The 14,343-nt window shown below is 47.1% G+C and carries 12 protein-coding genes and 1 tRNA gene; 7 read left to right on the top strand and 6 right to left on the bottom strand.

Annotated features, from left to right (window positions below; all coding sequences use genetic code 11):
- Positions 1-89 precede the first annotated feature (89 nt).
- A complete protein-coding gene (locus tag AR543_RS12255; RefSeq protein ID WP_060534773.1) occupies positions 90-872 on the bottom strand; it encodes a DeoR/GlpR family DNA-binding transcription regulator in 783 nt (260 codons plus the stop codon).
- 171 nt (positions 873-1,043) lie between these two features.
- Here AR543_RS12255 and AR543_RS12250 point away from each other — a divergent pair, with 171 nt between their 5' ends.
- Positions 1,044-1,541: a GNAT family N-acetyltransferase gene (locus AR543_RS12250; RefSeq protein WP_060534771.1), complete on the top strand. Its 498-nt coding sequence runs from the start codon at positions 1,044-1,046 to the stop codon at positions 1,539-1,541.
- A gap of 17 nt (positions 1,542-1,558) precedes the next feature.
- Here AR543_RS12250 and AR543_RS12245 read toward each other — a convergent pair whose 3' ends face one another.
- Together AR543_RS12245 and AR543_RS12240 are read right to left on the bottom strand one after the other, a co-directional pair.
- Positions 1,559-2,005 carry an NUDIX hydrolase gene (locus AR543_RS12245; RefSeq protein ID WP_060534768.1) on the bottom strand — a complete coding sequence of 149 codons (447 nt, stop codon included), beginning with the start codon at positions 2,003-2,005 and terminating at the stop codon, positions 1,559-1,561.
- Positions 2,006-2,083: 78 nt separating this feature from the next.
- Positions 2,084-2,389: an NIPSNAP family protein gene (locus AR543_RS12240; RefSeq protein WP_060534766.1), complete on the bottom strand. Its 306-nt coding sequence runs from the start codon at positions 2,387-2,389 to the stop codon at positions 2,084-2,086.
- Between the two features lie 326 nt (positions 2,390-2,715).
- On the opposite strand from AR543_RS12240, the gene AR543_RS12235 reads away from it, so the two are divergent.
- Positions 2,716-3,456 carry a GntR family transcriptional regulator gene (locus AR543_RS12235; protein ID WP_060534764.1) on the top strand — a complete coding sequence of 247 codons (741 nt, stop codon included), beginning with the start codon at positions 2,716-2,718 and terminating at the stop codon, positions 3,454-3,456.
- A gap of 315 nt (positions 3,457-3,771) precedes the next feature.
- On the opposite strand, the gene AR543_RS12230 is transcribed toward AR543_RS12235, so the two are convergent.
- Positions 3,772-4,686: a phosphotransferase gene (locus AR543_RS12230; RefSeq protein WP_060534762.1), complete on the bottom strand. Its 915-nt coding sequence runs from the start codon at positions 4,684-4,686 to the stop codon at positions 3,772-3,774.
- 206 nt (positions 4,687-4,892) lie between these two features.
- On the opposite strand from AR543_RS12230, the gene deoD reads away from it, so the two are divergent.
- The 3 genes from deoD (at position 4,893) to AR543_RS12215 (ending at position 9,183) form a co-directional block, all read left to right on the top strand.
- Complete coding sequence (deoD, locus tag AR543_RS12225) at positions 4,893-5,627, top strand: purine-nucleoside phosphorylase (protein WP_060534760.1); 735 nt, start codon at positions 4,893-4,895, stop codon at positions 5,625-5,627.
- Positions 5,628-5,777: 150 nt separating this feature from the next.
- The gene (locus tag AR543_RS12220; protein ID WP_060536758.1) at positions 5,778-7,100 is read left to right on the top strand and encodes an MFS transporter; all 1,323 of its coding nucleotides are present in this window, start codon (positions 5,778-5,780) and stop codon (positions 7,098-7,100) included.
- Between the two features lie 355 nt (positions 7,101-7,455).
- Positions 7,456-9,183 carry a cellulase family glycosylhydrolase gene (locus AR543_RS12215; protein ID WP_060534758.1) on the top strand — a complete coding sequence of 576 codons (1,728 nt, stop codon included), beginning with the start codon at positions 7,456-7,458 and terminating at the stop codon, positions 9,181-9,183.
- Between the two features lie 163 nt (positions 9,184-9,346).
- Here AR543_RS12215 and AR543_RS12210 read toward each other — a convergent pair whose 3' ends face one another.
- Together AR543_RS12210 and AR543_RS24145 are read right to left on the bottom strand one after the other, a co-directional pair.
- Positions 9,347-10,846 (bottom strand): TROVE domain-containing protein, encoded by a 1,500-nt coding sequence (locus AR543_RS12210; RefSeq protein ID WP_060534756.1) that lies wholly within the window; start codon positions 10,844-10,846, stop codon positions 9,347-9,349.
- Between the two features lie 889 nt (positions 10,847-11,735).
- Positions 11,736-11,800 (bottom strand) — tRNA-OTHER (locus tag AR543_RS24145).
- Positions 11,801-12,128: 328 nt separating this feature from the next.
- Here AR543_RS24145 and AR543_RS12205 point away from each other — a divergent pair.
- Both AR543_RS12205 and AR543_RS12200 read left to right on the top strand, forming a co-directional pair.
- Entirely contained in the window at positions 12,129-13,436 is a 1,308-nt protein-coding gene (locus tag AR543_RS12205; RefSeq protein ID WP_060534755.1) for a helix-turn-helix transcriptional regulator, read from the top strand.
- The gene (locus AR543_RS12200; RefSeq protein WP_060534752.1) at positions 13,423-14,244 is read left to right on the top strand and encodes a WYL domain-containing protein; all 822 of its coding nucleotides are present in this window, start codon (positions 13,423-13,425) and stop codon (positions 14,242-14,244) included. The genes AR543_RS12205 and AR543_RS12200 overlap by 14 nt, the downstream gene beginning before the upstream one ends.
- Positions 14,245-14,343 lie beyond the last annotated feature (99 nt).

Raw genomic sequence — 14,343 nt, 5'->3', positions numbered from 1 at the left:
TCTATTCTCCTGTGACAACAAAAAGCCCCTGTGCAATCGCGCAGGGGCTTTTTGTTCAACTGATCCTTTGTTGATTATTTAAGTATTCATCAGCCTGTACCGGATCGCTCTTCCGCCAGCCGGATCTGGATTGAAGATCTGGTCTGCAAACGGCTAATCTCTTCCCGCGATACTTGTTCATCGGTAATCAGCAGGTCGACCCGGTGAAGAGAAGCAATTCGCGCAAAACAATCTTTACCGATACCGGGATGTTCTACCATACAGATGGTTCGGCGAGACTGCTCTATAACGGCCCGTTCAAAAACAGCATCTTCCGGAGCCGACATACTTAGTCCATTGACAGATACTCCCTCCACAGCAGCAAAATTCAGATCCGGCGAAAACTGCCTAATCCATTCGGCAGCAAGCGTATCGGTCATGGTACCGGATGTATTCATCCGTCCTCCCAGCAGATAAGTACCGGTCCGGTTCATTTCCCGCAATCCCTCTGCGATCTGCAGAGAATTGGTCACCACGGTAAAAGGCAGCCGAAACGGAAGATACGACAGCATAAGCTGGTGCAGGGAAGAACCGCCCAGAAAGATCGTCTGGCCTTCCTGAATACAGGATGCGGCAAGACGGGCAATAGCGTGCTGACGGCTGCTCTCATCCTGATATACCCGCTGCAGCGGCTGGGAGATCGTCCGCATCTGGGACAGTGGAATAGCACCGCCATGGGTACGTTTGAGCAGACGTTCCTCTTCCATTGCAGTTAAATCGCGCCGTATAGAATCGATTGAAACACCGAATATTTCTGCCAGATCCTTGGCGAGCACTCTGCCATCGCGCCGCAGCAGCTCCAGAATCTGGTTGCGTCTTTCTAGAGAGAACATGGGCTTCCTCCTTGATTATCTTTGCAGATCCTAATTAGCATTTTTTTTGCAGATCTATGCCAGGTTCACTGATTTTTAACAGAATATTGCAGTATAAGTATTTGTTACATGTACCGTTGACGGATATAATAGATCATATTACATATTTACCTACCCGTCAGGAGGCCAATAATGAATATTGAAATTCTGGATGCCCGTCATGCCGAAGCTTACAGACAGCTGCGGTTGGAGGCACTGGAGCAGTACCCTGAAGCCTTTGCTTCCAGTTATGAAGAAGAAAAAGATTTTCCGGTGGAGCGTTTTCACAAAAGGCTTACAGGAACAGATTCCACGACAATAGGAGCCTGGCATGAATCCGAATTGATCGGTTCGGTAACACTGGTCTATGAACGCAAGCCCAAGCTGCAACATCGTGCCAATATTATGGCCATGTATGTAAAACCGTCCTATCGGGGCTCAGGAATTGGCAAGGAGCTGATGCAGCAGGCGATTCGGACAGCTCGCAGCGCAGGAACTATCGAGCAAATCTATCTGTCTGTCATGGCACATAACGAGCCTGCCAAACGGCTGTATCAGGCACTCGGTTTTGAAGCCTATGGCAAGGACTGGCGTGCCCTCAAAATCGGACAGACCTATTACGATGAAGAATTGATGGCCCTCTTCCTGTAATTTCCGGTGTCTTTTGTCTACAGCGATTGATTCAACAGCAACTGCTGGCGCGCTGCCTCGGCCCGGCGTATACTTTCCTTTGTCCATGGCGGCGCAGACGGATCCCCAAGCAGTTGTTCACTTGTCATCCAGTAGACATCATCCACTTCTGCGGCGCTTTTGCTGTGCGCCTGCCCCTCTGCATATTCGCACAGAAATACAATATTAAGCACTGTTTGACCGGCATCCGTTCTGAATACCGAATTGTACAAATACTGCGGATTCGGTGCAATCCGGATGCCCACCTCTTCATCCACCTCGCGATACAAAGCTTCTTCCAGCTGATCGGTTCCCTGCTCATGTGCATCCAGCTTGCCACCAACCAGCGCCAGCGTACCACCAGCATGCTCTTCCTGCACACTACGGCGAATCAACAGCCACTGATCTGCGCGATAGATCGCTCCTTCCACATTAATAATACTCATCCCTATACCTCCTCTACCGTGTATATGGTTGTACGCTAGATACTACAACTCCCGTACATGTAGTAAATTACTGCGCTGCTATTCCAATACCGGCCGCATAAAGCTGCGCTCGTAGCTGATAATACAGCGTGTCTCATTGGCATAGGCATAAGCGGCCTGACATCCTTCATCGATCTCCATTCTGCGGCGGTACAGCTCATACTCTGCCAGACTGGGAAAACTGAACAGTGCATAAGCTATATTATTAGCGCCTTCATGAGGCAGAAAATAGCCATGATGCATTCCTCCCAGTCGATTTACCAGTGGAATCCACAGCTTGGCATAGTGTTCAAATTCGGGAACTTTATAAGGATCGATAATATATTTGAGATAACAGGTAATCATGATCTATTCCTCCCAATATGTATTTCCGATAGTTTAGCACACGCTGTGAAGACTGTCATAAAGCAAATTTAAAATAATTGTTTTTTTGCCAGTCGATTATTTTCATGGCAGCTTTCTCCGCTTCTTCCATACCCTCAAAGTCTATACAGCAAGAGATCATGACTCGTGAGGATCGTAATCTTCATGCTATAATGAGCGTATACAATAAGACGTGATCAGTACGTGCAGAACGTTTGGGTGCTGTAATGAACGGGACTGTTATACTTGGCAGCTTCCACGTTGGCAGTGCAGCAGACTTTGGTACGAAGATGCAGATGGAGGAAATAATGGGTTCAAATACGGACAATCTCTCAAGAGGTAAGCGGCCGCTGTATATTTCAGTATACGACGAGTTGTTTAAGCAGATCATGAACGGTACGCTGCCGGCGGGCAGCCGACTGCCTTCTGAGCCGGAACTTGCCAAACGCTTTGAGGTGAGCCGGATGACACTGCGTCAGGCACTCGCACTGTTGCAGGATGATGGACTTGTCAAAAGTTATCATGGCAAAGGAAACTTTGTAACCGGAGCTACGCATCGGGATGCCAGTCTGGGGTTGGAGAAGCTCGGTAACCCGCTTTATAAATGCCATACCGAAACAATCGATCGGGTTGAACTCAAATTCCGGCTGGATCTGGAAAGCGATTATACCCAGGAAGTACTTGGCCGCCGTGCAGCTGCTGTAGTTGCAGCTGAACGCTGGTATTGGAGTGACGAGCAGATCGTTGCTTATGCGTTTACCTTTTTGGCGATCGAGGCCGTCTCCGAACTTGGCATGGATCTACAAAATGAGCCGCTGCTGCTTGATACGCTGGAGCATGGTGTCTACGACCTGGCTAGTTCCTCACTGATAGAAGTCAAGCGTGCAAGCGCTGCGCCAGTGTCTGTACACAAATACAAAATGGATATTGGCGAAGGTTGTGATCTGCTGCTGGAAAGCGTACACATTAACGAGCAGTATCCTGTCTTGTATAACAAGTATTATATTCCGCGGCAATACAGTTCTATCCGGATTCGCGCCAGCAAATAAAGCAGTATCATCGAGAACGATTGAGCGACAAAGAGCGTTTTCCATTAACGGAAAGCGCCTTTTTGTTATTTCTATATCCTTTTACAAAAAGCTATGCTAAATTCCAGTGCTGATATTGGATCACAAGAAAACTGCCTTCGTTGAAAAGGCGGTTTATTGCTATTGTGTCCCGTTAGCGCAGCAACTTACTCTGTTGAATTTTGTGTTCCTCAATATACAGCAGCATCAGAAAAGGCCAATTGTATCTATGGCGGACTTTAAACGACAAAATAGTGCTGATACGCATAGCCCCATACATGTAGCGAATTAATGAACCTAATCCGACAACGCCCGCATAATATTGGATTTCGCCTCTGCTGCAATTGCTTCATTCCCATCATCGATTGCTTGCATCAAGATCAGTATAGGGATGTATACTGCGATTAGCCGCGCCAACATTTTCGTTTCCTCATCCGCTCCTCCGTATATTTCGAAAAACACACTGCGAGCGTAAGGTGGTAAAAAGCTATACGCAACGCTCAAATCGCAAGCCGGATGACCTACGCTCAGATCGCCCCAATCTATAATACCGGAAACGGTCCCGTTCTCATTCACAAGCATATTTTTGAAATGAAGATCGCCATGTAACAGTACATTTACCGCTTCGACACGGTCCTTTTGCAGGCTGCTCATATACGCTTCGATCACATCAAACTCCTCCGGCGATAAGTGTTTAACCACCTTCGTTAGAAAGCCCTCCAATTTCACTTTACGCGAAGCTATATCCGTCAAGTTTCGATGATCTTGCTGAATGCCGTACTTCAGCGCTTCCTGCACCGGAAACTCATGCAATCTCCGCAAAAATTTCGCCAACGTCTTCGCCGATAAAGCCCGTTGCTCTTCCGTCAAACCGATAGGGAAATCTCCCGGCACGTAGTCATAGCCAAGAAATGGTACCGGGTATTCGTCACTTGCTTCGCCATAAAACAACGGCTTCGGATAGGGGATAGTTATATATGTCTCCAGCTTCGGCAGCAGCTGGCCTTCCATACGAATCGAACCCATTGCAATCGCCCTTCTTGGAAACCGGAATACGTACTCGTCGCCGATGAGAAAAACAGTATTGTCCCAACCCCAGCCTAATCGCTTGACTTGCTTTGATGACAACTGAGGAAATTGTCTGCCGATCAGTGTACGCGCCAGCTCTTCGTTAACCCTCCACTCCGCATCCCATATATTCGTTCCTCCCATGAGTTGTCTGCCTCCTCGTTCCTCAAATTATATTCTTCTTATAGACCACTTATTCTTAATTATCAACAACAAAGTGTAACATAGCCTTTGCCAAAAAAAGAAGTTGTTGCATTCAGAGAAGTATGATATTTTATGTCTATACAAATTATACAAATATATATACAAGTATAGTATTTGTATAAAAATAAAACGCAGGAGTGAGCACATTGAATTATACAGATAACGGACGTAACTTTTTTACGGAGACGCCACATATCAAACCAAAGGGTGCCGAGATCGCAGAAACAATTTTGCTGCCAGGCGATCCATTACGTGCACAATTCATCGCGGAAACCTATCTGGAGGATGTTGTTGAGTTTAACCGGGTCCGCGGTATGCTCGGCTATACCGGTACTTATAACGGGAATCGTATCTCGGTCATGGGTACAGGAATGGGTATTCCGAGTATGAGCCTGTATTCGTGGGAGTTGATCCACGTCTTTGGCGTGAAGAATCTGATTCGCATCGGTTCGGCTGGTGCTATCCAGGATAAGCTGAACTTGTATGATATCGTGTTCGCTATTGGGGCCTCTACAGATTCCAATTATGCCAAACAGTACCACTTGCCAGGCTATTATTCGATAACTGCTTCCTTTGATCTGCTCGAAAAAGCCAAGCAGACCGCAGATCGTCAAGGACAGGCTGTACATATTGGCAATGTGCTGTCGAGTGATATTTTTTATAACGAAGATTCGACGGCTCTGAACAAATGGAGTGAAATGGGCATCTTGTGTGCAGAGATGGAGACGGCGGGTTTGTACATGAATGCAGCGCGAGCCGGAGTGAATGCGCTCTCGATTCTGACGATTAGCGATCATATTTTCCGTGAAGAAGCTACAACACCGGAAGAACGCCAGACCTCTTTTACACAGATGATGGAGATTGCGCTGGAGCTGGCTTAACACGGCTATTTATACACAAAGGAGCACACGTCGATGAATAAAACCCAGACTATACAAGCAGGCACAAATGAAAGCGTGGTCAATAAAAAGGATGGTTCTGTTCGATCGGATCTCTCAGCATCCGGGTCTTCTGTACAACCTGAGACGGATATGCAGTCAGCAGCAGAAACGCGCCGTCTCAAGCAGGCTATACCTGTTATTCTACTCTTCTTTCTTTTTGCACTGGTGATCGATAATTCATTCAAACTGGTCTCGGTTGCGATTGCACAAGACTTGAACCTATCAATGACTACCGTCAGCTGGCAGGCGACACTGGCCGGGCTGATCATCGGAATCGGAGCGGTTGTGTATGCAACGCTGGCCGATACAGTCAGTATCAAAAAGCTGCTGGTGACCGGTATTGTGCTGATCTGCGTTGGCTCGGTTATTGGCTTTGCTTTTCGGCATTCCTTTCCGATGATTCTGCTTGCACGCGTTATTCAGACAGCAGGACTGGCTTCAGCCGAGACGCTGTACGTTATTTATGTCACCAAATATCTGCCGCGTAGCGAACAGAAAATGTTCCTCGGGCTGAGTACAAGCAGTTATTCGCTTTCACTCGTTATCGGTGCACTTGCCGGCGGCTATATCTCGACATATCTCAGCTGGTCAGCGCTGTTCCTTGTACCTCTGCTTTCGCTTATTCTACTGCCTTTTATTCTGAAGTTTCTGCCGGATGAACAGTCCAGCCGCAGCCGTATTGACTTTGCCGGACTGATCCTGATCGCTTCGATCGCAACAGCAGTGATGCTCTATATCTCGGACTTCAACTGGCTGTATCTAATCCTATTCGCTGCCGCTGCTGCGCTGTTCCTGACTTATATCAGCCGCAGCCAACAGGCATTTATCGGTATCGAATTTTTCCGTAATCGTCGATTTATTTCTATTCTGGTTATCGTGTTTATTATGTACTCGGTCCAGCTCGGCTATATTTTCTTGTTTCCGTTCCTGATGGAAAAAGTGTACGGACTGAAGCTCGACAAGATCTCCCTGCTGCTGGTGCCGGGTTATATCACAGCCGTTATCGTCGGCGCCCTGTCAGGCGGTATCGCCAAAAAACTATCCAATCGACAAGCCGTATCCCTGGCGCTGCTGCTGATCGCTGTCAGTGTTGCTCTGCCTGGTCTGCTGCCGCAAAGTTCGCCTCTTATCTACGTATTATCGATGATGATATTCGCCGGATCATTTGCACTTATGTATGCGCCACTGCTCGACTCCTGTGTCAGTTCAATTCCTGTCGAAAAGGTCGGCACTGCTATCGGATTCTATAACCTAATGATCAATGTAGCGGCTTCGATCGGTATCACGTATACTGCTGCAATGACCGAAGCTCTTCCCTTTCAGCAAGTGCTTGTCATCCTGGGTGCGGTATCTCTAGCTGCCCTGCTGCTTTACACGCTGTTAATGGGACGTACCGGTACTCCAAAAGCATAACTATTTTTTTGCCGAGATTTCGACTCTGCGAAGTGACCTGCTGAAGAGCATTTTTCCAAGCGGGATCGCTTTGTATTGGATATAAAAAAGACCCGGAATGATGTTCCGGGTTTTTCGCATTCGAAGATCTACTATGAAGATTTACTGTAATGAACACATTTCGTTCCTTTAAATACCACCATCCATTTCCCATATATTATATAATTATCTTTTTATTAGAAAATCACTAATTTTCATATGAATTTATCTGCAATTATGCTGGTGTTATTTAAAGAAGCACTATGATAATTTATAAATCAGAAAGCGCTTTCAAAATAAAATTTCCACCTAATCCTGTACGGAAAGGAAGAATGTAATGATCAAAAGAAAGTACAAATCGCTGCTGTCTTTGACGATGGCTGCTGCTCTGCTCCTCTCGCTGATTCCTTCGGCTGCTTCAGCAGCAAGTGCGGAAGAAGCGGTACAACCCAAAGCTGCTGCTGCGACGAATATGCAATCTTATGTTGATGCGATGCAGCCAGGCTGGAATTTGGGCAATACCTTTGATGCTACCGGTGCGGACGAGACTTCCTGGGGCAATCCCCGCGTTACCCAAGCACTGATCAAACAAATTGCTGCGCAGGGCTATAAAAGTATCCGGATACCTGTGACCTGGGATACACATATTGGTGCAGCGCCGAATTATACGATCGATCCAGCTTATCTGAGTCGTGTAGAAGAAGTCGTCAACTGGGCGCTGAACGAGAATCTGTACGTAATGGTCAATGTACACCATGATTCCTGGCTCTGGATCAGCAAAATGGAAACCCAGCATGATACCGTACTGGCACGCTACAATGCCGCATGGAAACAAATCGCCGATCGTTTCAAAAACACCTCCAATAAGCTGATGTTCGAGAGTGTCAATGAGCCGCGCTTTACCGATGGCGGTACCAAAGACGAAGCCAAACAGCAGCAGCTGCTGGATGAACTGAATGTCTCTTTCCACAAAATTCTGCGAGCATCCGGTAGTCAGAACGCGACACGTCCACTGGTACTGTCTACGCTGGAAGCTTCTCCTTCTCAGGAACGTATGACTGCACTGTCCAATACCATGAGCAAGCTGAACGATGCCAACCTGATTGCAACAGTTCACTATTATGGGTACTGGCCGTTCAGTGTAAATATCGCCGGTTATACCAAGTTCAATGAAGAAGTACAAAAAGATATTACGACTACTTTTGATAACGTTTACAATACGTTCACAGCCAAAGGCATTCCGGTTATTCTCGGTGAATACGGTCTGCTCGGATTTGATAAAAATACAGGCGTAATCGAGCAGGGCGAAAAACTCAAGTTTTTCGAATTCCTTGGTTATTATCTGAAGCAGAAAAAGATCGCTACCATGCTGTGGGATAACGGTCAGCATTTCAGCCGTACCAACTACACCTGGTCCGATCCGGATCTGTTCAATGTGATCAAGGCGAGCTGGACCGGACGTTCTTCCAATGCGGACAGCGATCTCATTTATATCAAAAAAGGAACGACTGTACAGGATAAAAAAATCACCCTCAATCTGAATGGCAATCAATTGTCTTCCCTGAGTGTTGGCAGCACTACGCTGCAAGCCGGTACGGACTATACGCTCAGCGGCAATATCCTGACGATCAAAGCCAGCCAGCTGACCAAACTGACCACTTCCGGTAAATTCGGAGTAAATGCTACGATTACAGCCAAATTCAGCAAAGGTGCCAACTGGAAATTCAACGTTATCGTATATGATACGCCAAAACTGAGCAATGCCCAGGGAACAACCAGCGCTTTCAGTATCCCGACTGCCTTTAACGGCGATCAGCTGGCGACCATGGAAGCAACCTATGCTTCCGGCGGTAACGCAGGTCCGCAGAACTGGACATCTTTCAAAGAATTCGAGACAGCTTTCACACCAGTATACAGCAGCAATACGATCAAGCTGCAGCCTGCTTTCTTTAATGAAACCCAGGATGGTCAAGTCAATCTGAAATTCCATTTCTGGAGCGGCGCGATCATCAATTATACGATTACTAAAAGCGGCAGTACAGTAACAGGTACAGCTGCGCAATAATAATCTGTAAATAACAAAGGTATAAAATGCAAAAAGACTGCTTTTTCACCGGCAGTCTTTTTGCATTATTTCACATCAGCAGAATTGACCTCAAGTTGCTTTATATTACTTTGGGTATTGGATGCTGCATACTTTTTGCGCTCACTTTTGTCTTCGTGCACCCTTAATCCTCCAGTACTGTTGCCTCGACATGCTGTACCATTCCCTGATACCCCTGTACCGATTGGGCGATAAAAGACAACACCGTATCGCTCCAGCCATAAATATAAAACGTATTGTTGTCCTCAGGCGGTACCATACTGCTCTGATACGGTGCGATATCCACGATAAAAGCTTTGGCCTGGGGATTGATTTTGCGGCGGTATTCTCCAAGTTCCCGGTAAAAAGGGCTACCGGTATTCTGCTGTTCGTCGGTAATCATAATGATCTGATCCACTTTTTCTCCTAGCTCGATTAGGCGACGTACCGGCGCACCCGTATCAGTTCCACCACGTGCATGAATACGCTCTGCCTGACTCATAATGCTGTCCCGGCGCGAAGGTTTGGCGTCCTCTACCAGTGTATCGAACAGCCAGAACAGTGAGTTACCATCTGTCTTTTTATATAAAGCCAGCGCAAAAATCGATCCGGTCTGCAAATATTCACCTGTCATCGATCCGGAGATATCGAGAAAAATAGCGGTACGACCCGGCACATCCGGCAGATTGTCAAAGCTTAAATCTACCGCTTCGCGAAGTGTATCCCGCAGATCCGGATGGTCTACTTCTGCAAAAGCTTTTGCAAAACGAAACGGCAGAATTTTGGCTTTGCGCAGTGCTTCGGCGTCTGTCAGACGTTCCTGTACATATTTCAGATTCTTTTTCCGGCTGAATACATCATGCCGACTAAGCGTATTCAGATGACGCAGCAGCGCAAAAGCAGGCATTTCCTTCATCAGGGTTTGCCAGATGCCTCGTGTTGGCGTGATGGTACTTGTCACGACTTCATAAGGCAGCTTGCCTTCTTGAATCAAGCGAATACGCTCGTTATCATCGGTAGCTTTTTTGAGATTTTCCAGAGCTTTAATCTGCGGAAGCAGCGCCAGATTAGTCTCCTGACCACGCAAATAGCGGTAAAGCGCCTGCTGCCGAAGAGTAGTAGGCTTGGGATGTGCCGTAGCGATCGCATCGCCCAGACTGAATCCGCGTCCACGACCGTTATATTTCATTGCCCAGTACTCGGTAGTTCGGCCGAGGAACAGCGCCACCTGACGCTTGACTGCCCGGCCTCCCTGACCCCGGCGCATTCCTCGCAGAATAGTCAGAAAATCGGCCAGATCGGAAGGAATACGAACCACCTGCTGAAAAACAGAAGCAAAAAGATCCGGCCAGGCTCCTGATAGCACAGCCAGTCCATACAGCGGCTGCAATCGCATAAAACCTTCGTTGCGTGCGAATACCAGTGCTTTGGCCATAAATTCAGGGTTCAACTCCACCATGCCCTGATGAATCGATTGTGCTTCGGATAGCAGTTCCTGACTGTTCGCATAAAAGGTGTTGCTAAATGTATTGGTTAGCAGCAGCTGGAGGTACTCCTCTTCAATGCTGCGGTTATAAGCGACAAATCCTTCTTTGTTGGTGGTGGCGGCGATTCCGCTACCGAATAATTTTTTGGCATGACTCATAATGAGGTCCTCCTTGTGCTTGGTATGTATTTTAAAGGCAGAATCAGAAAGATGTTTCCTATGCTGCTTATATGTACGATCCGAGGAAAAAAAGAAAAAAGGGCTGCTCTACCACTGAGCTATTCCGCAGCACACACATAGCGGAAGCTGGAGTCGAACCGGCGACAGGCGAAGGAACCTTTTTGGGCGCCTCGGATCGGGAATTGACGTTGGGTGGTTGTACGTGTGCTTTTGGAAGCACCGCTTCGAAAAGAGATTCTACCACTCCCTCCGGTTAAGAAAGGAGATCTTGAACCACCGCCTTCAGCGGTCGATCTCCCTTCTTAAATGTCGGTCGTTGGTAGAATTCTCTTTCCTCCGCTCCGTGCAGGTTGCTTCTTTACTGCTGATCTGCACAACCTTGTAGTTGTGTAGTAGTTCGGGACGGGATCCATTTTTGTTACTTGGTGGAGTTAATAAAGCTTATCTGATTGTTTATGAATATAGTAAAGCTATTAGAGTGCAGTGTTTATTATGGTATTTTACTGGGTTAGTTGCTGATTAAGAGTGTTTGGTTTTGTGCTATTTTATTTGCTTGTTTGTTCTAATTGTCTATTGTGTTGTGTGATTTTTGCGTTTCAATAGTACGTGTTTACTTGGGAAACGATCTTTTGTATACATGTGTAGCTTTTAGTTTGGAATGTCTTTTGGTTTAAGTTTATTTTGCAAGTTCTACTTCTACTTCTACTTCTACTTCTACTTCTACTTCTACTTCTACTTCTACTTCTACTTCTACTTCTACTTCTACTTCTCAAATTATGACGCGGATCGATAATAAATAAACATACCCGAGGAAATTAAGGTGAAAAGGTTTTATACCGCTCTACCTACTGAGCTATTCCGCCATGAACGGCGGAAGCCGGACTCGAACCGGCGACCTGTCGATTAACAGTCGAAGTAACCCTTTCAGGCGCCTCGGGTATGAGGGACAGCAGCTTGATCATCGGCTGGCGACACACTGTTTTTTCTGTAGCTTGTGGCTTTGGATTGCAGTGATAGGCCGGTTGATGTTAGCTGTCATGTTCCCTTTGATGTGCTTATCTTCTCATTTTTGGGTACCAGCGAACAGGGTAAAAGTATGGCGACTTTATAGAAAAAAAGAAACGATAGCCTCTTTTCCTTTTGCCGACCGGTTTGTAAAAAGGAATCGTTTTGATACAATAAGAAAACATTTTGCGAATAATTACGTCTGGAGATAGAGACGATATAGATTGACTGTAGATTGATGGAGGTTGACCCTATTATGGCTAAAGAAAGCTTTGACAAAGAAATCCAGTTCCTGCGCCTGCTGGCGCTGACCGGGGGCAATTATGATCGGCAGCAGTTTGCTGGCCGACTCGGTATCTCTGTACATACATTTGATAAAACGATCCGCCGACTGAAAGAAGTGAATGGAGATGCCGACTTTGCCGACCTGTTCCGGTATAACTATGCGGATACGGCTGAACCGGTGCTGCTGTTTCTGTATCGGGCCAAATCGATGAAAGAATCCGAGAGCCGCCGACTGCCGATTATCCTCACTGCACTCAAGCAGGAGCCGATGACTGCAGCCGCTTTGCTGGATGTATGCGATGAGCAGCTGATAGACAGTGCTGCTGCTCCGCCGGATGAGAAAACGATTCGTTCCGATCTGCGTTATCTGGAGGAAATCGGTGTGATTCGCCGGGAACCGAGCGGTCGTCCTTATCGCTACCGGCTGAATAATGACCTAACCGATTGTCTGACCAGGGAAGAATTGATTGAACTATATGAATTCGTGGATATTATGGCAAATACACAGATTCCATCTGTTCAGGGCTATCTGCTGCGCGATAATCTCAAAAAGGCGATCAAGGCAACGGTCTCCGAATCTCCGGATGACAGCTGGCAGGAAGAGTGGCTGGAGCCATTCAGCTACCGTTATCATTATGACGCGCGTATTCTCGATGAAGCGCATCTGTATACGCTGCTGCGCCTGATTCGTGAGCATCGGTTTATTTCTTTTCAGTACTACTCTCCCAGCCGCAAGCGCAGTTATACGGCACAGAATACGAATCCACTGTTCAGCCGGGACAATGAGCCCCGTCGTCAGCATATGCTGCCGCTGCGGGTAGTGTATGATCATCAGTATGGTCGTTGGTATCTGCTGGGTACTACACCGGGCGGACGCATTGTTAAATACCGGATGGATGGCATCGTGGATATTACAGCTGAACAAGAGATCGATGCACGGTTATGTGAACAGTATGCAGCCAAGCTGGATGAGCATACCCGCTACAGCTGGCTGGTCGATACCGGCAGAACAGTTACGGTACGGGCACGCTTTTTCAAACCGGCGCCGCCACAAAATGACTTTATCCAGGAACGGGTACGTATGCAGGGACAATGGGGGCAGATTGTAGAAGAAGATGCACACAGCTTTATTTATGAAATCAAGGTAAACGGGTATACCGAAATTCGCCCGTGGCTGCGAAGCTTTGGTTCGAGCTGTGAAGTGCTGGAGCCTGCTGCATTGCGGGAATCCCTGATCGAGGAATGGAAGGAACTGATGAACGACTATGAATCTTTTTGAGAAAATATTCAGCTACCAGCTGGCTTCCAGGCTAGAAGAAACGGCTACCTATACACTCACCTCCCAGGAAAGAGCTTGGCTGAAAATGATGCTGGAGCAGCCTGCTGCTGCCCACGCACTGGATCTGCAGACTTTACATAAAATTGGAGATTGTCTGCTTGAAGAAGAGATTCCCCAACTGCAGCAAGCCCTGACAGAAAAGGCAGGCTCTGCTGCTGGTCAGACCTATTCTCCCCTGCTGCGTCCACTTCGTCTTATTATGCGCCGTCGTCAATCGATGGAGATCCGGCGGCTGAACAAACATGGACAGCTTATCCTCTCCCAGTATGGAGTACCATGGAAGCTGGAATTTTCTATGGCACGGCGTGAATGGTATCTGCTCTGGTACAATATGCGCACCCGAGCGGCGATGACGACGAGACTAGTTCATATTCAATCGATCACCGAAATACCGCTACCCCCAGACCAATATGAGCCAATCTGTCAGCGTATGCAGGACATCTGCAGTGTAGAACGGCAGGAAGCGGTGATCCAACTGCTACCGATGTACAATATGGAATTGACACGCATTTTGCATGCTTTTTCCTGCTTTGACAAACGGGTCGAATTTGTGGAGCAAGAGCAAACGTATTATATCTATCTGAACTTTGCCGGCAATGAAAGTGAATATGTACTAAATCGCCTCCGTTTCCTCGGCAAGCGCGTTCGTGTAATCGAGGGCGACCATCTAAAACGACGGATGCATGACACTGCGACGCGAGCCTTGGCACGGTATGGTCAGAATGCGGATAGGCATGATATAGATTGAATAGTTAAAAGTGTGTGAATCAGTCGGCTGCCTTTTCCCTGCTGGATATAAAATCCATGTTTACTGTTCTGCAGTATAGCCAAAACAAAAAACGCACTC

Origin of the sequence: Paenibacillus bovis (assembly GCF_001421015.2) — a bacterium.
In the GTDB taxonomy this organism is placed as follows: domain Bacteria; phylum Bacillota; class Bacilli; order Paenibacillales; family Paenibacillaceae; genus Saccharibacillus; species Saccharibacillus bovis.
This window is presented reverse-complemented; position numbering and strand designations above follow the sequence as displayed.